Source organism: Streptomyces sp. AC558_RSS880 (assembly GCF_019049255.1).
GTDB lineage: Bacteria > Actinomycetota > Actinomycetes > Streptomycetales > Streptomycetaceae > Streptomyces.
In genome coordinates this window covers 1-17,208 of sequence record NZ_JAGMUJ010000108.1, presented here as the reverse complement: position 1 = coordinate 17,208, position 17,208 = coordinate 1, and the positions used below count along the sequence as shown (strand labels likewise).

Annotated in this window: 14 protein-coding genes and 4 pseudogenes; 12 read left to right on the top strand and 6 right to left on the bottom strand. The window is 72.7% G+C overall.

The genetic code is table 11. The annotated features are described in order from the left end of the window. Positions 1–38: 38 nt before the first annotated feature. The 9 genes and pseudogenes from KUM38_RS28355 to KUM38_RS42295 all read left to right on the top strand — a co-directional run. Entirely contained in the window at positions 39–1,193 is a 1,155-nt protein-coding gene (locus KUM38_RS28355; RefSeq protein ID WP_374227094.1) for a FecCD family ABC transporter permease, read from the top strand. Then, complete coding sequence (locus tag KUM38_RS28350) at positions 1,190–2,197, top strand: iron ABC transporter permease (protein WP_217133336.1); 1,008 nt, start codon at positions 1,190–1,192, stop codon at positions 2,195–2,197. Before KUM38_RS28355 ends, KUM38_RS28350 begins: the two co-directional genes overlap by 4 nt. Before the next feature lie 20 nt (positions 2,198–2,217). Then, positions 2,218–3,039, top strand: a complete 822-nt coding sequence (locus KUM38_RS28345) for an ABC transporter ATP-binding protein (protein ID WP_217133334.1) — start codon at positions 2,218–2,220, stop codon at positions 3,037–3,039. Between the two features lie 105 nt (positions 3,040–3,144). Then, complete coding sequence (locus KUM38_RS42300) at positions 3,145–4,440, top strand: YcaO-like family protein (protein ID WP_308409072.1); 1,296 nt, start codon at positions 3,145–3,147, stop codon at positions 4,438–4,440. Between the two features lie 8 nt (positions 4,441–4,448). Beyond that, entirely contained in the window at positions 4,449–4,577 is a 129-nt protein-coding gene (locus tag KUM38_RS43045) for a hypothetical protein (protein WP_302181290.1), read from the top strand. After that, entirely contained in the window at positions 4,574–6,313 is a 1,740-nt protein-coding gene (locus tag KUM38_RS28335; RefSeq protein ID WP_217133333.1) for an ABC transporter ATP-binding protein/permease, read from the top strand. The genes KUM38_RS43045 and KUM38_RS28335 overlap by 4 nt, the downstream gene beginning before the upstream one ends. Further along, positions 6,310–8,070 carry an ABC transporter ATP-binding protein gene (locus KUM38_RS28330; protein ID WP_217133331.1) on the top strand — a complete coding sequence of 587 codons (1,761 nt, stop codon included), beginning with the start codon at positions 6,310–6,312 and terminating at the stop codon, positions 8,068–8,070. The genes KUM38_RS28335 and KUM38_RS28330 overlap by 4 nt, the downstream gene beginning before the upstream one ends. Before the next feature lie 458 nt (positions 8,071–8,528). Further along, the gene (locus KUM38_RS43040; RefSeq protein ID WP_302181289.1) at positions 8,529–8,660 is read left to right on the top strand and encodes a hypothetical protein; all 132 of its coding nucleotides are present in this window, start codon (positions 8,529–8,531) and stop codon (positions 8,658–8,660) included. Next, a pseudogene (locus KUM38_RS42295) lies at positions 8,657–8,967 on the top strand (hypothetical protein); the annotation flags it as partial. The gene KUM38_RS43040 and the pseudogene KUM38_RS42295, both read left to right, overlap by 4 nt. Here KUM38_RS42295 and KUM38_RS28325 read toward each other — a convergent pair. Then, positions 8,968–9,114: pseudogene (locus KUM38_RS28325) on the bottom strand (IS701 family transposase); the annotation flags it as partial. Positions 9,115–9,687: 573 nt separating this feature from the next. On the opposite strand from KUM38_RS28325, the gene KUM38_RS28320 reads away from it, so the two are divergent. Then, positions 9,688–10,869 (top strand): PP2C family protein-serine/threonine phosphatase, encoded by a 1,182-nt coding sequence (locus KUM38_RS28320; protein ID WP_217133381.1) that lies wholly within the window; start codon positions 9,688–9,690, stop codon positions 10,867–10,869. Positions 10,870–11,214: 345 nt separating this feature from the next. Here the strand turns inward: KUM38_RS28320 and KUM38_RS42290 are convergent, their stop codons facing one another. From KUM38_RS42290 to KUM38_RS28310, 3 genes are all read right to left on the bottom strand, one after another. Further along, positions 11,215–11,523, bottom strand: coding sequence for a hypothetical protein (locus KUM38_RS42290; protein ID WP_254397886.1), 309 nt, complete (start codon positions 11,521–11,523; stop codon positions 11,215–11,217). A 634-nt stretch (positions 11,524–12,157) separates the two neighbouring features. Beyond that, positions 12,158–12,928 (bottom strand): ANTAR domain-containing protein, encoded by a 771-nt coding sequence (locus KUM38_RS28315; RefSeq protein WP_217133328.1) that lies wholly within the window; start codon positions 12,926–12,928, stop codon positions 12,158–12,160. Between the two features lie 442 nt (positions 12,929–13,370). Further along, a complete protein-coding gene (locus KUM38_RS28310) occupies positions 13,371–14,174 on the bottom strand; it encodes an SDR family NAD(P)-dependent oxidoreductase (protein WP_308409070.1) in 804 nt (267 codons plus the stop codon). Positions 14,175–14,485: 311 nt separating this feature from the next. Here KUM38_RS28310 and KUM38_RS42285 point away from each other — a divergent pair, with 311 nt between their 5' ends. Both KUM38_RS42285 and KUM38_RS28300 read left to right on the top strand, forming a co-directional pair. After that, positions 14,486–14,857 carry a hypothetical protein gene (locus KUM38_RS42285; RefSeq protein WP_254397885.1) on the top strand — a complete coding sequence of 124 codons (372 nt, stop codon included), beginning with the start codon at positions 14,486–14,488 and terminating at the stop codon, positions 14,855–14,857. Positions 14,858–15,151: 294 nt separating this feature from the next. After that, positions 15,152–15,805 (top strand): hypothetical protein, encoded by a 654-nt coding sequence (locus KUM38_RS28300; RefSeq protein ID WP_217133324.1) that lies wholly within the window; start codon positions 15,152–15,154, stop codon positions 15,803–15,805. A 98-nt stretch (positions 15,806–15,903) separates the two neighbouring features. On the opposite strand, the pseudogene KUM38_RS28295 reads toward KUM38_RS28300, so the two are convergent. Together KUM38_RS28295 and KUM38_RS28290 are read right to left on the bottom strand one after the other, a co-directional pair. Then, a pseudogene (locus KUM38_RS28295) lies at positions 15,904–16,119 on the bottom strand (transposase); the annotation flags it as partial. Between the two features lie 3 nt (positions 16,120–16,122). Further along, a pseudogene (locus tag KUM38_RS28290) lies at positions 16,123–16,812 on the bottom strand (IS5 family transposase); the annotation flags it as partial. Between the last annotated feature and the right edge of the window lie 396 nt (positions 16,813–17,208).

Genomic DNA, 17,208 nt, shown 5'->3' with positions numbered 1-17,208 from the left:
GGCCGTCGCGCGGTGCGCGGAGGTGGCAACCGCTTCTGGTGGTCGTACTGCTGGCCGTCTCCTCGGTCTGCGCGCTCAGCCTCGGCACCCCCTACGTCCCCCCGCACCGGCTGGTCGCCGCGGTGCTGGACGGGGACACCACCCTCGCCGGGATCGTCGTGACCGAACTCCGCGTGCCCCGCCTGCTGCTGGCGCTCGTCGCCGGAGCCTGTCTGGGGGCGGCCGGACTGGTGCTCCAGGAGGCGCTGCGCAACCCCCTGGCGGTGCCGGAGATGCTGGGCGTGTCGTCCGGGGCCGCGCTCGGGGTGGCCGCGCCGCTGGTGCTGACCCTCTCACTGCCCGCCGCCGTCCAGCCGCTGTCGGCCATCGGCGGCGCCGCACTCGGCGGCGGGCTGACGCTGTTCGTCGCGGGGCTGGGCCGCAGCCCGTCCGCCGTGCTGCTGACCGGTGCCGCGGTGGCGGCCGCACTGCAGGCCGCGCTGCTCGTCCTGATGGTCATGGCCGACCAGCTCGACCTCCAGCTGATCTACCGCTACCTGCTCGGTTCCCTCTCCGCCCGGACGTGGGAAGACGTGACGGGCCTGTGGCCGTGGCTGCTCGTCGCGGTGCCCGCTCTCGTGCTGTGCGCGCCGGTGCTGTCGGTGATGCGGCTGGGTGACGAGGACGCGGAGGCGCTGGGTGTGCGCGCCCATCGCGCCCGGCTGGCCGCGCTGGCCATCGTCGTGGTGCTGATCGCCCCGGTGACGGCGGTGTGCGGGCCCGTCGCGTGGGTGGGGTTCCTCGCTCCGCACCTGAGCCGTTGGTTCGATCCCACGGCGGGGGCGGTGCGCTGGCTCCCGTGGTCCGCGGCCTGGGGCGCTGTCGTCGTGACGGTCGCCGATGTCCCGGCCAGGCTGGCGCTGGCGCCCGTGGAGACGCCGGCCGGTGCCTGGACGGCCCTGCTGGGGGTGCCGGCCGGTGTCGCGCTGATGCGGTCGGGCGGCCGCCGCCGGGCCGCCCGGCGTGGACCGGCCGCTCCGGCCGCGGCGCGCGAGCCGCTGCCCGGACCGCGGAGGACGGCTTCCGGCGCGGCGGACGAGGTTCCTCGCGCCGGGACGTCGAACCAGGCTCGCGAGGGCGGCCCCGGGCGCGGCGGGCCCGGCGGTACCCCCTCGCGCGCTCTCAGGACGACCGGAGTGGAGGACGCACGATGACCCGGCGTTTCACGGCGCTCGCGGCACTGGCCGCCGTGTGCGCCGGCGTGGAACTGGTGGCCGGACGCGGCATGTCCCCGGGCGCGGTCTGGGACGTCCTCAACGGGGGCGGTGACGCGACGGAACGCCACATCCTGTTCCAGCTGCGCCTGCCCAGGCTGCTGGTGGCCCTCTGTGCGGGCGCCTGCCTGGCCGTGGCGGGGCTGGTCCTGCAGTCCGCCCTGCGCAATCCCCTGGCCGGGCCGGAGGTGACGGGCGTGACGCCGGGGGCGGTGCTCGGCGCCGTCACCGCGACCGCCCTGGGACTCGCCGGGTGGGACTCGCCCCTGGCGGTGGTCCTCGCCGCGTGCGCGGGCGGGTGTGCCGGAGCGGCGCTGCTGTGGCTGCTCGCCGGCCGCGGGCGCGGTGATCCCGCGCAGACCGCCGTGCACGGGGTGCTGGTGTCGGCGGTGCTCGGCGGGCTCACCGCCATGGTGCTGCTCGTGGAGCCGGGCGAACTCGGCAGTGTGGTGCAGTGGCTGGTGGGCACCACGGAGGGCCGGGTGTGGGAGCACTGGCACCTGCTGTGGCCGTGGGCGCTGGTCTGGGGGGTCGCTGCCTGGCTGCTGGCGGGGCCGTTGACCCTGCTGCGCTGCGGGGACGACATCGCCCTCGCCGTCGGCCTCTCCGCCCGCCCGGCCCGGACCCTGGCCCTGCTGTGTGCGGTGGCGCTGACGGCGGGCGCGGTGGCCGCCGTCGGGGCGCTGGGTTTCGTCGGGTTGCTCGTCCCGCATCTGGCCGTGGCCGTCTTCGGCGCGGACCTGCGCAGGAGCCTTCCCGGTGCCGCCCTGACGGGCGCGGTGGTGGTGTGCGGGGCGGACGCGGCGGCGCAGCTGTCCTCGCGGCTGCTGGCGGCGGTGCTCGACTCGGGACGGCTCACGCTGCCGGTCGGGGCGCTCACCGCCTGTCTCGGCGCCGCGTTGCTGCTGGTCGTCGTGCGCCGCACGCCGAACCGTACGTTCTGAAGTCGACTTAAGGACAGAGCATGACCGAGTCCGTGGGGATCCACGTCGAGGGGGTCCACTTCGGCTACCCCGGACGGCCTGTGCTGCGGGGCGTCGACCTGACCGTCCGTCCGGGCGAACTGACCGCCCTCATCGGCCTGAACGGCTGCGGCAAGTCGACCCTGCTGCGGCTGGCCGCCGGGCTGCTGCAGCCCGGCGAAGGGCGCGTGCTGCTCGGCGGGGACGACCTCGCCCGGCTCTCCAGACGCGCCACGGCACGGAGGGTGGCGCTGCTGCACCAGTCCGCTCCGGCCGTGCCGGGTATGACGGTGCGCCACCTCGTCCGTCAGGGGCGGTACGCGGCCCGCGGCCCGCTGGGCATGCTGCGCGAGGGCGACGACCCCGTCGTGCACCGGGCGCTGCGCGACGTCGGGGTGGAGGAGTGGGCCGACCGTGACGTCGACGCGCTGTCCGGCGGTGAGCGGCAACGTGTCCGGCTCGCGATGGCGCTCGCCCAGGACACCCGCGTTCTCCTGCTCGACGAGCCGACCACCTACCTGGACCTGCACCACCAGCTCGACGTGCTGCAGACCGTGGTTCGCCTGCGCGAGGAACGCGGGCTCACGGTGGTGATGGTGCTGCACGACCTGGCCCACGCCGCCCGGTTCGCCGAACGCGTCGTCGCCCTGCGCGACGGCCGGGTGGTGGCCGACGGAACACCGAAGGAGGTCGTGACACCGCGGTTGCTGGCGGACGTGCTGAAGGTGGCCGGCCGGGTCGGCCGGGACCCCGAGGGCGGCTGGCCGGTGTGTTACCCGGATCACCCCCTCCCCGCTCTAGAATATGAAAATCAGATTCATTAGATTGTGATCACGGCGCTCGTCGAGAACCCCTTCGAGGACACCGAGGAGTGAGCGAGGGCCTCACCGCCCACGCCCGTCCCAGCCACCGTCGACAGGAGGAACGCCGTGCCCCGCAGCCGACTGGTCCCCGGTGCCGAGGGCGTCGCCGTGCCCGGGCGAGGGCTCGCCGTCCGTACCCCGGAAGGGGAGTTCTTCAGCGTCAGGACAGGAGACGCGGACGAGGACGCCCTGCTCTCCCTGCTCACCGAGGGGGCCACAGCCCCAGTGGACGAGGAACTGGAGTGGGTGGTGCGGGCGTTCGAGGAAGTCGGCTGTCTGACGGAAGGGCCGTGGCCCTCGCTGTGGCCCGCCGCTCGCCGGGACATCCGGATCCTCGGCGACCCGGTGCTGACCGAACCGCTCGCCGCACAGCTGGCCGCCCTGGGCGCGCGACCGCGCACGACTTCGGCCGTGACCGCCTCCGACGGATCACCGGTGGGCATCGAGGACCTGCTCGACGGAAACCCCTCCGCGGTCGTGTGGTGCCTGGACGGACCTGTGCCGGACGGGTGGTGGGACGCCGCCGATCGGTTGCCCGAGCACGGCGTCGCGTGGCTGCGCTGCCACCGCGAGGGCTGGCAGGCGTACGTCGAGCCGGTGGCCGCCGCTCCCGGAGACGTCACCTCGGCGCACGTCCGGTCCCGTCGGCTCGCCGCCACGCCCGCTCACCGCGAACCGGCCGGTTCCGCGCTCGACGTCCACATCGTCGAGATGCGCTCGGAGTTCGCCCCCTGCACGGCCGCACTCGTCCACGACCCGCGTCTCGGTCTGTGCGCCGCCGGGTTCGCCTGCGAGTACGACCCGGCCGAGGCCGCCCGCAAGGCTGTCCTCGAAGCCGTCCACACCTGGGTCCTCACCCAGGGCCTGACCGACCCCGACGGCTGGGTGTTCCAGGCCGTCGAGGCCGGGCTGCCGGCACGTGGGCTGTATCTGGAGCACCGGGCCGACGGCCGCTATCTCGATGTGTGCGGCGAGCAGTTCGAGCACGTGCGGGACCCGGGGGCGCACGTGCAGGTGGGGCTGGACGAACGGATGGCGGCCGAGGCCCGGCGCTTCACCGCGCCCGCCCTCGGGACCGTGTCCGTCGACGCGGTCGAGACCGGCAGCCGGGAGCGGCTGGAGGGCACGCTGCGCGCGGGCGGTCACCGTGTCATGACCTTCGACCTCACCACCGAGGACGTGGCCGAGACCTCGCCGCGCGTCGCCCGGGTCCTCGTCTCCGGACTCCTGCCCAACGCCCCCGCCGCCTTCGGCTACTTCGACTGCCCGCGCCTCGCCGAGGCCGCCGTCGCCCGCGGATGGCGCACGACCGCGCCGAGCGCGCCGGAGGACTTCACGCTGGCGCCTCCGCCGCACATGTGAGGGCCACCGTGGAAGACCTCCGTGAGGACCGCCCGGTGGACCTCGTCGCCGCCCTCTGCGCCGCGCCGGACCGGGACTGGGTCGTGCACGCCCTGGCCCTCGGCACCCGTCACGCCGACGAGGAGAACCCCACATGATCGTCCACCCCGAACTGCGCCGCGCCGCAGGGCGCGCACGGCGCCCCCTGCTGGCGGCCACTCTCCTGCAGGGCGCCGTCACCCTCACCCACCTGGCACAGGCCGCACTGCTGGCCCTCGGGCTCGCAGGCCTGGCCCGCGGTGACACCGGACGGCTCCCGTGGCTGCTGGCCGCGGTGCTCGCCGTCGTCGCCGCGCGCGCCGGGCTCGCCGTGTGGCAGCGGCGCACCGCCACCCGTGCCGGGGCCCGGGTCAGGGTGGCCCTGCGGGACGAACTCCTGGCCCACCTGGGCCGGCTGGGTCCCGCTCACCTGACCACCGCGCGGGCCGGAGCCGTCCGCACCACTCTCGTCGACGGGGTGGAGGGCGTCGACGCCTACGTCTCCCGCTACCTGCCCCAGCTCCTGATCACCCTCACCGTGCCGCCCCTCGTCCTGAGCGCCCTGGCCGTGGTCGAACCGCGGGCCCTCCTCGGCCTCGTCCCCGCGCTGCTCCTCGCCCTGGCCGGGCCGCGCGCCTGGGACCGGCTCCTCGCCGCCCGCGGCAAGGAGCACTGGGACACCTACGAAGGGCTGGGCGCCGACTACCTGGAGGCCCTGCAGGGCATGCCCGCCCTGCGTGCCGCCGGCGCGGTCGGGCGCACCCGCGCACGCCTGGAGGAGCGGTCCGCGGCGCTGCACCGGGCGACCGTCGCCAAACTGCGGGTGTCCCTGGTCGACACCGGCATCACCGACCTCGCCATCCAGGGCGGCACCGCCGCCGCAGCGCTCCTGGCGTGCTGGTCGGCCGTCACCGGATCCACCACGGCGACCGGCACCTACCTGATGCTGCTGCTGGCCTCCGAGTGCTTCCGGCCGGTCCGCGACCTGGCCCGCGAGTGGCACGCCGGATACCTGGGGGCGTCGGCCGCGGACGGTCTCGCGGCCCTGCGCACCGCCGAGCCGGCCGTCCCCGACACCGGAACGGCACCCGCGCACTGGCAGGAACCGCCCGAACTGCGCTTCCACGACGTCCTCTTCACCTACGACGGAGCGCCGGCGCCCGCGCTGGACGGCGTCTCCTTCACCGCCGAGGCGGGACGGACGACCGCGATCGTCGGCCCGTCCGGCGCGGGCAAGTCCACGCTGCTGGCCCTGCTCCTGCGCCACCACGACCCGCAGGCGGGCCGGATCACCCTCGACGGGCGCCCCACGACCGCGTACGCGCTCGACTCGCTGCGGCAGGGCATCGCCGTCGTCTCCCAGGAGACGTACCTCTTCCACGCCACCATCGCCGACAACCTGCGCCTGGCCCGGCCGGACGCCACGGACGACGACCTGACCCGTGCGACACGCGTCGCCGGCGTCCACGACGAGATCACCGCCCTCCCCGACGGCTACGCCACCGTCCTCGGCGAACGCGGCGCCACCCTCTCGGGCGGGCAGCGCCAGCGGCTCGCCCTCGCGCGGGCCCTGCTGGCCGACGCCCCGGTACTCGTCCTGGACGAGGCCACGAGCGCCGTCGACGAACGCCGCGAGGCGGACATCGTCCGAGAACTGCTGAACGCCGCCGACGGCCGGACCGTCCTGGTGGTCGCACACCGGCTGGACGCCGTCCGGCACGCCGACCGCATCGTCGTCCTCGACGAGGGACGGGTGGACGCCGTCGGCGAGCACGCCGACCTGGCCGGGGCCGGCGGCGTCTACACGAGGCTCGTCGAGGCCGGACACGCCCACCGAGGAGAACGCGCCGCATGAGCACCGCCGTCACCACCGACACCGCCGCCGCGGACGTACCCGCGCGAGGCGCACTGCGCGCCCTCCTCCCCGCCCTCGCCGAGCACCGCGTCATGACGGCCCGCACCTGCGCCGCCGCGCTCCTCGAACAGGGCTCCCTCGTCGCGCTGCTGACCCTCGCCGCCCACACCGTGGGCACCGCCGTCATCGAAGGGCACACCCCCTCGGCCGCCACCGTCACCGCGCTCGTCGCCCTCGTCCTCGTACGTGCCCTGACGACCTGGCGGGAGATGGACCTCTCGCACGACCTGGCCTACCGGGTACTGGCCGCCCTGCGGGTACGCGTCTTCGACGGACTCGCCCGCAGCGCGCCCGCCAGGGTCGCGGGCCGACGCAGCGGCGACCTCGCCGCCACCGCCATGGCCGACGTGGAGGCACTGGAGTTCTTCTACGCCCACACGACAGCCCAACTGCTGGCGGCAGGGACGGTCTTCACCGGCGGTTCCGCGGTCCTTGCCACGGTCGAGCCGTGGCTGCTGACTGCCGTGTTGCCGGTCGCGGCCCTGCTCGCCGCGGCCCCCTTCGCCGACGCACGCGCCCGCGCGGCGCGCGGCACCCGTACCCGCACTGCCATGGCGAAGCTGTCGGCCGACACGGTGGAGGCCGTCGACGGGCTGCGCGAACTGCTCGCCTTCGGCGCCCTGGCGGAGCACCGCCGCAAGCTCGCCGAGCGAGGGCGGCAGGTGGGCGACGCCCAACGCGCCGAGACCACCTGGGAGGCCGTCGCGGCCGCGGTCCGCGACCTCCTCATCGTGGCCGCAATCCTCGGCGTGGTCGCGGCGGCGGCACAGTCGGCGACCTCCGGACGGCTGCACGGCGCGTGGGCCCCGGCGGCGATGACCCTGGCCCTGTCCGTCCTCGGCCCCGTCGCGGAGTCGGCCCGAGCCCTCAGCCAGGCCGTGGCGCTGCGCGCCGCCGCCGCCCGCGTCGACGCGGCCGTCAAGGCCCCGGCTCTCGCCCCGCCGCCCGCCGCACCCCGCGCCCTGCCGCCCGGACCGCTGGGCGTCCGGCTGCACGGGCTGAGGTTCGACTACGGAGGACGGCCCGTGCTGGACGGCGTCGAGCTGACGGTCTCTGCGGGGCAGACGCTCGCCCTGGTCGGCGCCTCGGGTGCCGGCAAGTCGACCTGCGCCCACCTGCTGGCCCGGTTCTGGGACCCTTCCGCGGGCGCCGTCCGGCTGGTGCCCGCCCATGCCGACCCCGTGGACGTGCGGGAGGTGAGCGACGCGGAACTGCGGCGTGCGGTGGTACTGGTGGGACAGGACACGCCCCTCTTCCACGGCACCCTCGCCGAGAACCTGCGGCTCGCCGCACCCGAGGCCGACGACCAGGCGCTGGCCGAGGCGGCACGGCTGTGCGGCGTCGATCGGATCGCCCCGATGGACACCCTCGTCGGCGAGCGGGGCGCCACGCTCTCGGGGGGCCAGCGGGCCCGCATCGCCCTGGCCCGCGCACTGCTGGTCCGGCCGCGGGTCCTCATCCTGGACGAGTCCACCGCCCACCTGGACAACACCGGCGACGCCGAACTCGCCACCGCGCTCCAGGAGGAGGGCCGCACGACGATCGTCATCGCGCACCGCCCGGCCACCATTCGCCGTGCCGACCGCATCGCCGTTCTCGAGGAGGGCCGCATCAGGGAAGAGGGAACCTGGGAGGAACTCACGAGCCGCCCCGGCAGCGCGCTCAACCGCATCCTCACCGCCCCCGGGGGGCCTTGACCCAAGGCCCGTCAAGGCCCCTCGGGGAACGACTCGCCCCGTGCCCCTCAAGTTCCTGACGTGCCGTCACAACAGCCTGGTTCGCACAGGAACGCAGGCAGGGAGCCGTCTTCCAGCAGTCCGAAGTGCTGCGTACTCTGTTCAGGTCCAAGATCTGGCATCTGGGTATTTGCACAGGTCAGAGACGTGATCGGGTCGCTCGAGTCAGCAAACGGTCAGCATCGGGCGAGGGAGCGTCCTGGCTTGCGGACCTGGTGACCGCCATGACGGGGAACCTGGGCACATGTGCCTGGCTCCCGCTCGGAGGGTTCGCTGCGTGACTCGACAGCTCGTCCGCGGCATGAATCCTGAGCGAGTGGGCTGTGTGCCGGGCCCGAGCAGCGTGTCTTGCGGATGTCGCCTGCGGCCGCTGCCGCACATGCGCCGTGCCGCCGCCTCCCGGCAGCGATACTGGACGTATGGACACGACGACCACCGCTCCCCGTGCCGAGGTGCTGCGGCGCTTGGTCAGTCCCTGCATCCGCGAGGTCTGGGAGGACGCCTTCCCCGAGTTGCTCCGTACCGCTCCGGCCGACACGACCGCCGTGTGAAGCTCACTCCGCTCCACGAGCGTCTCCTCGCCGACATCCTCGACCTCGGCTCCCCTGTCCTCTGGTCCTCACCGGCGGACACGCCGTGCAGGCGCACGGCCTGGTCGAACGCGTCAGCCGCGACCTCGACGTCGCCACCGAGACCCCCGCTCCGATGCAGGAGATCGTCGCCTCACCCACAGCAGGGCTCAGCGCGCGCGGACGGCGGACCACGCACGTCCAGACCGGTCCGCTCAGCGGCCGGTTCCTCGTCACCGATCCGGACACCGGCGAGGAGTGCGAGGTCGACGTCCTCAAGGAGGCGTTCAAGGAAGGTGTGGGCGAGCACGGCGAGTGTGATGTGCCGGTACCAGCCCACGTAGCGGCGGACCTCGTACTGGTCCAGGCCGCACTCGTTCTTCGCGCTCTGGAAGCACTCCTCGGTCTTCCAGCGGCATCCGGCGACGTGGACCAGGTCGGTGACGGTGGCGTCCAGCGGGGCGCAGGCGAGGTGGTAGGCGATCCCGTCGGGCACTCGCGCTTCACTTCCGTACTGCGGCTCCGGTGCCGGGTCGGGATCGCGCAATGGTTGCGGCATCCCGTCGGCGAGGGCCCGGGCGCGGAAGCCGGAGCGGCTCAGGAGGTCGGGGTCCGCGTGCCGCAGGGGCGCCGGGCGGGGCGTGTTCTCGTCGCGCTCCGATCCCGGACGACTGTCCCACACGCGTGAAACACTTGTGGCCTGTCGGTGCGGTTTGCGTGCGGTTGTCCGGGAACGGGTAGACCCCGCAGTAACAGGACGCCCGGTAGGTGCCGGGCGGGAGGGAAGCCGTCATGCCGATCGTCCGCCCTGCGCTGCCGGGACGTCTGTCCGGGTGTGGGACATCGCCGGGACGCATGCGTACGGACCATGCCGACGGAGGCGAAGAGAACCCGCGCCGGAGGTGCAAGCCCTCGCTCCCCCTGGACCCGCCCGTTCGGGACGGTTGCTCCCTGCCGGGTGTCGGCCGTGGTTGACAGAGGTGCGGCGGCGTTGGCGTTGGTACGGCTGATGCAGTCCAGCCACATCGCCACGTTCGAGCAGTTGCCGGACCTCATCGCCGAGTACGCCGCCGGTACCGGGGCGTACGACACGGCCGTCTTCGTCGTCGACATCCGCGAGACGGTGCTGCGCAGGCTCACGGGCAAGGGCCCGGACGCCGGGACCGACGGGCAGGAATTCACCGTCCAGGGGAGCTTGCCCGGTCAGGCGTACCAGCGCGTGGACCTGCTCGCCGAGCCGGCGACGGACAACGTGCCGCACGGCCGGCGACGGTGGTGGGTGGCCGTCACCGACGGCGTGGAGCGCCTGGGCGTGCTGCGGACCGACACCGACACCGATGACGAGTCGACCCGCCAAGCCGTACGTGATCTGGCGTCGATGACGGCCCTGCTCCTGCTCAGCAAGCGGTCCTTCAGTGACTCCTTCGCGCGCCTGGTGCGCACCGAGCCGATGAACGTGGCGGCGGAGATGCAGTGGAACCTCACCCCTCCGCCCGCGTACGCCGGGCACGACGTGACGGTGGGCGCGATCATGGAACCCGCCTACCAGGTCGGCGGAGACGTCTTCGACTACGCCGTGACCGGCAACGTGCTCCACCTGGGTGTCTTCGACGCCATGGGCCACGACACCACTGCCGGGATCACCGCGAACGTCGCTGTGGCGGCCTGCCGCAATGCCCGCCGCCACGGCGCGTCACTGGCCGAGACCAGCGAGTGGGTTGAACAGACGCTGCTGGATCAGTTCGACGCGAGCCGCTACGTCACCGGCATCCTGGCCGACCTCGACATGGACACCGGGCGGTTGACCTGGGTCAACCGCGGTCACCATCTTCCGATTCTGATCCGTGGGAACCGGTGGACGATCGAGCTGGCCTGCCCGCCGGCCGGCCCCATGGGAGCGGGTCTGGGCCTGCCGGTGGCCGAGTGCACCGAGCAGCTGGAGCCCGGCGACCGCCTGTTGCTGTACACCGACGGTGTGGTCGAGGCCCGCGACATCCGGGGCAGGCAGTTCGGCCGGGACCGGTTCGTCGACTTCGTCCGGCGCCATCACTCCGGTCGGCACACCCTGCACGAAACCTTGCGACGGCTGATGGCGGCCGTCATGGATCACCACGACGGGAAACTCGACGACGACGCCACCGTCCTGCTCACCGAATGGCGCGGCGGACACCAGGACGAGCTGATCCCCTGATCCCCTGAACCGCGGCCCTGCGGGACAGGAGCGTTCCCCGAGCACCGGTCAACCCCACGCCGCCCACGGTCGGCAGATTTCCCTGAACGCGCTGTACTGCACGGTTGACCGGGTGCGATCAGCGCGAGGCGGTGGCCGACGCTCCGGACGGTGCGGCAGGCGGCGATCGGACAGGTGAGCCCGGAGGAGTCCAGGACAGTGGCGCCGGACAGGTCCACGAGCACCGGGTGAGGCAAGCGGCCCTGTCGGAGATCGGCTTCAGACGCACGGAGTGTGACCGACAGATCCGACCTGGGCCCTTGCCCATGCGGTGCCGCTGACGGACGGGGCTTCTCGCCCATTCGCTCACGGTCGGGGGTTCGTGCGGTGCCACCGAGGACGGGCGTCACCGCCGCGGCGTCCTGCGACGGAGGCACAGCGGGGGCACACGCGCTGGACGCGGTCCGCCGCGCCTCCGGATTCGGGGAAGGTGTCCTGCCAGACCACATGCGGAAAGCGGACCAGTTGCGAGCGACTCAGGGACAACCCGCAAACGGTCTGGTTCAGGCCCGGCTCCCAGGCGTGCACCTCGCCTGTGGGCAGCCGACGGCGGCCCACCTCCTGGTCGGTCCACTGTCCGGTGGCGGCTACGGCGTACCTCTTCACGCGCGTCATGATGTTCCCTCCTGGCCGTCCGTAGTACCCGAACCGCCGCGCACCACGCTGAACGCACGCTGTCTGCGGGCGTCGGCCGGGGCGGTGCGTTACGCGAATGGTCGCGGCACAGGGAGGTGCGTCCGCATCTGAGGGCGCGTGCACGTCGCCTGTTCACGTCTCGAGGTCGCTGGTGTCGGAGGCGAGCAGTTCGTCGTCCGCCTGCGGCACGATCCTTTCCCGTGATCAGCGTGCCTCGTCAAGCGGTTTCCATCGCCGGCCAGGGGAACTCGCCGCCCGCGCCCGTTGGACCGGTCGAGCGTGGCGCCGACCGACCGTGACCTGCGTGACCTTGCGCAGGTCCTCACCGACATGGTCGGTCAACCGGGTGCCTGAAGGGTTTCCTGACGACTGCCGGGGACCGAGGTGTCGTTTTCGGGCAAGCGAGCGGGTGACGGGAAACGCTTCGAAAGCGAGGCGGCTGTATGGGCCCGGCGGGGGAGGGGCGGCAGTCACCGGGCGATGCCCTGTTCGACGGACGCGCTATGGCGTGCCGTGTGAGAAGGCCCGAGCGGTCCTGGACGCTGCGTCGGCCCGGACGAGGCCCACCCGGTCGTCTTCGCCGGACACGTAGCCATGAGGGCGGGCGGCGACGTCACCACGTCGACGGCAGCAGCGGAGCGGAATCCCCAGCGGCTGCGTGGTGCACGAGTGCGGCCGCGATCTCGCGGAGTTTGACGTTGGTGCGCTGGGAGATCCTGACCAGGACCTGGAAGGCGTCATCCGGAGCGCAGCGGCGCTCGGCCTGAACGATACCGATGGCCTGGTCGATCACCGCGCGCGACGTGAGCGCCTGGCGCAGCTGGCCGACCTGGTTCTCCAGGCGTTCCAGCCGGTCGCGTTCCTCGTCGGCGTGGGCGAGGTAGCGGACGAACCGGCTCTGCGCTTCGGCGTCGTGGGCGGTGGGCGTCTCGGTGCGTTCGTAGGCCTGGCGGATCCGCCGCAGCTCCATGTGGACGTCGGTCACGTCCTCCACGTGGTGCACGATCCCCACCAGGGCGCCCTCGGGGTCGAGGATCGGGCTGTTGACCGGGCTCCAGAACTTCTCCGTGAAACCGGTGGGAGAGGTTTTCCACGGTATGTCGTACTTCTGGACGTGCATGGTGTCGGGCGCGCGGTCGTGCATGACGCGCCGCAGCGACGCACCGAGTTTTGCCACACCGTCCGCATGGGGGTCGTGCGGGTTGTCCGGGAACGCCTCGAACATGTGCCGGCCTGTCAACTCGTCCCGTTCCCGCCGTGTGACGTGAGCGTAGGCGTGGTTCACGTTCTGGATCCGCAGGTCGGTGTGCAGGATCACCATGGGGGCGGGTGAGCCGAAGAACGCGGCCTCGAAGGCGGCGGTGGGGGATGCGGGCGTCGGCATGGCACCGCTTGTACCCGATGTCGAGATATCGACACTTGGTGGAGCCGGGCGCGCCGTCACAGCGGCCCGCGGCGCATCGCTCACCGTGCAGGGCGCGTGTCCTCCTGCGTGAAGTGGCCGGTGAGGGCCTGATCGGCCCCGCCGGGGCCGGCGCCCTCCGGAGGAGACCGTCAGCCGGATGCCGGACAGTTCGACCGCTCTCCCGCCCGCTGCCGCATCGGGGCGCTGCCCTCTACGGGCGGGATGTCGGCGGATACGGAAGGCGGAGCATGAGCGAGCGACTGCCGCAGGTGAGGACGGTACGTGTGTTTCCCCTGTGCTTCGCGGACCGCGTACTCGGAACCATGGACCTGCTCGCGTCCGGCCGGACGCGGTGGGGGAGCGCACATGGCGGGAGGGGCCCGCTGTGGCCGATGCCGTCCGCCGTGCCGACGGGCCGAGGTCAGTTCCCGCCCCGGCGAGCCGCCGTGCGGATCGCCAGCTCGGCCTCTGCCAGACCGTCGATCAAGGCCGGGTTCTCGAGTCCCGGTACACACACCACCTCGCCGGTGCCCAGTGCGGACAGTGACGCGTCGACGACTCGGTCCACGGGCATGCCGCCGTCCTCGTGCACGGACTGGTCCCGTCCAGGGACGGGCTCGTCACCACGCGACCGGTGGAACTCGGTGGCGGTCAGGCCGGGGCACAGCACCTGGATCCGCAGCGGTGTGCCGGCCAGTTCGGCGGCGAGGGTGCGGGTGAAGGTGACCACGTAGCCCTTGGTGCCGCCGTACACCGCGCGTTCGGGCAGCGGATGCGGCGGCAGCGCGCCCGCGAAGGCCAGCTGGGAGGCCACGTTGACCAGGGTGCCGTGCCCGCGTTCCAGCATGGCCGGGACCGCGGCCCGCGTGAGCGCGGTGACGGCGAGGACGTTGATGCCGAGGATCTTCGCCATGAGTTCCGGTTCGAGTCCGGCGAACGGGCCGTAGCCGTTGATCCCCGCGTTGTTGAGGAGGAACCCGATGTCGTCGTCCGCCGCACGCCGAGTCACCCGTGCCAGATCGTCGGGCTCGGACAGATCGGCCACGAGGGGCTCCACCGTGGTGCCCGTCGCCTCGCGCAGTCGCCGCGCGAGGTCGTCGAGTCGCTGCGCCCTTCTGGCCACGAGAACGGTGTCCCACCCCTGGGAGGCCAGTCGCCCGGCGTACGCCGCTCCGATGCCGGAGGAGGCTCCCGTCACCAGGGCCGTGCCGCGTCGTGTGCTCACTTGTACGTCGCCTTTCGCGCCGGCGGTCTGCGAATGCCGTGACCGGTGACAGGTACCCCGGATGAACGCCCTGTACATGCGTGAAGCCACCTGAAAGCGGCTATCCGGACACGGGTCACCGCATGCCACCGCCTCCGTGAGGAGACGGTGACGCGTGCGGGCGGCCCGCGAGCGCGTTGACGTCCAGAGGGCCGAGTGAGTCGACCTGCACAGCAGCAGTCGCCTCCCGGCCCCACGAGCCGGACGCGGCCCCGGCCGGACCACGCCGAGGAGAGCTACCGGGATCGGGCCGCCTGGCCGACGAGGCGGCCGTGGTCACCACGACCGCCGACCACAGCGCGCTGTTCGCCCGCCTCCGCGCCGACCACCAGGGCGCGAAGCCGGGACGCGCCTACGATCCGGAGCTGCTGTTCCCGGTCTGGGTCCTGCACGACATCGGCCTGACCCGGGCGGGCGACCGCCACCAGCGGTTCGAGGTGGACGGCGCCGACACGGCCGCGGAGTTCCTCACCGCGCAGGGCCTGCCCGCCGCCACCGCGTTCCGGCCCGCCGTGCTCGGCCTGGACACCGGCAGCCCCGACGGCACGTCATCGACTTCGCCTTCCGAGCATCACAGCGCCGCACCACGGACTCGCACGTCGTGCCGGCCTGGAACGCGCCGTCCTCCTCCGTCCGCACCGTAGGACCCGAACCGCGCGAGACCTCTGAGAAGTTCGCCCGCGAGAGGGCCGACGCACTGCGTCCCCGGCGGCAGAAGTACCCGGACGTGCGCGCCGTGTCCGAGCCATGAGTGAGGCCGACGAGGCCGTCCAGCACCTCGACGGCCTCACTGGCACCGTGCCGGGGGAAGCGGCCGAGCCGACCTGGACCGGTATCGGCCGGTGGATCGCTTGCGACGGCGGCTGACGATCCCTGTTCGTGGCGGCGCCCCTACGCGAAGACGGTCCGCGTAGGATCACCGCCCGAGGGGTGGTGGCATGATCATGAAAAACTACCGGTGGTGCGTGGCGGCCGCGGCGACGCTGCTGCTGGCAGGCTGTGGCGGCGGCGCGGAGAGCGACAGCGGGAACGGCGAGGCGGTGGCGCTCACGAAGGAACAGGCACGGCAGACGCTGCCGGACGGCGAGGCCATGACGGGCTGGAAGGAGTCCGCTCGGCCCAAGGCCGTCGAGATGGACAAGCTCTACAGGTCGCAGGCCTGCCCCATCAAGGACAACGCGGGCTGCGAGAACTCCCGCTTCTACGGCGCCTCGACCTTCCGGCACGACGACACTGCCGCCACCGCCACCTTTCTGATCGTCGCCTACGACAGCGAACAGGCCGCCCGGGAAGCGTACGACGTGCTCTGGGACGGCTACTACGGCCAGAGGGCGGGACAGAGGGCCAAGACGTTCGGGCTCGGCCCGATCGGTGACGAGCGCGACGCCCGGTTCGGTTCCTCCGGCTTCCGCGGCGAGCCCGGCGCCGTGACCCAGGTCCGGGTCGGCACGACGCTGCTGTGGACCCTGGCGGCTTCCGCGGACAAGGGAGGCATCGACGAGGACGGTGTCCGGGACCTGGCCACGGTGTTCGCGGAGCGGGCCCGACAGACCCAGAACGGGGACGCACCTTCCGCCGCGCTCGGCGGCTGACCGGGCGGCCGCGCCGGGACCCGCCCCGCTGCTGGGGAGCAGAGGAGTGACGCCCACCGGCGCGGGCCCTGGCTCTCGCCCGTTCAGGGCGTGGGGGGGGTGCGGCAGCGCTGCCAGGGGGCGCCGGGCAGGACCGCGCCGATCGCGTCCACCAGGCCGGCGTGGGCGTCGGAGACGACGAGCTGGACGCCGGGCAGGCCGTGGGCGATCAGTGAGCGCAGGAAGGCCGGCCGGCCGGTGTCGTCCTCGGCGGTGGCGACGTCGAGGCCGAGGATCTTGCGGTGTCCGTCGGCGTCGACGCCGACCGCGATCAAGGCGTTCTGCCATGCATGGGTGCGTTCGACGTGCCGGCGCTGACTGGCCTGGATGGGCGCCTTCTCGCCTTTGTTCGCGATGCGGCCGTGCAGGCCGCGTTCGTCGAGCATCGTGCGGGTCTTGTTCGAGTCGTAGCCGGCGTCCAGGTGGACGGTGACCTCGTCGGGCAACGGACCCAGGTCGTCCAGACGGTCCAGGGTCGGGGCGAGCAGCGGGGAGTCGTGGCAGTTGGCGCCGGCCAGAACACGACCCAGTGGAATGCCGTATCCGTCCGTCATGCCCGAGCGTTTCAGGCCCTGTTCGCCGCGGTCGACCGGGGAACGCCCGGCCACCTCGCCGCCTCCTGGAGCTTTGGTGATGGAGCCGTCTACGGCGATCTGGTCGAGGGCGAGACCGACGATCCGGTCGTAGGCGTCGAGCGCGATTTGCTTGAGTCGGGCGAAGACGCCCAGTCGTATCCATTCGTCGCGGCGGCTGCGGATCGTGGTGGCCGGGCAGGTGGTGTCGGCGATCGCCTCGTAAGAACAGCCGAAGCGCAGCAGGTGCAGCGTCTTGTCGAAGATGATCCGGTCGCTGATGCGTCGGCGGTGGCAGCCAAGTGGATGGTCCGGGTGGTATTCCGGCCGCTCGGGCAGCAGGACTGCGAATCGCTCCCGGAGCGGCTCGGTCAGCCATGACGGAAGCGCAGGCACAGGCTTCCTCGGTGAGCACAGAGCGTTGGCAACTCCATGATCAACGGGACCTGTGCCCGCTCGGCTGCCTACCTTCCCAACCGCGCCTGTCCGCGCGGCCGAACAGCGTCGTCGAGCGTACGACTCCTTGCGCCATCCACTCTCCTGCCTGCCGTTTCCGGCGCTTCAGCCGGTCGTGTTCCCGACAGGCCCGGCGAACCAGGGTGGTCGACCTGACCACTCGACAGCGCGCGTGCCGGCAAGGGCTGAGGAACTCTTCCCACGGAGTCTCTGCGCACGGATGGCTGGAGCTTGGGCACTCAGAGGTCGTTTTCTCCCGTTGTTTCATCCCGGAATCTGTGGTTGATGGTGCTTTGCGGGGTCGCGCCAGGAGATGGTGCTCTCGCCGGTGAGGCG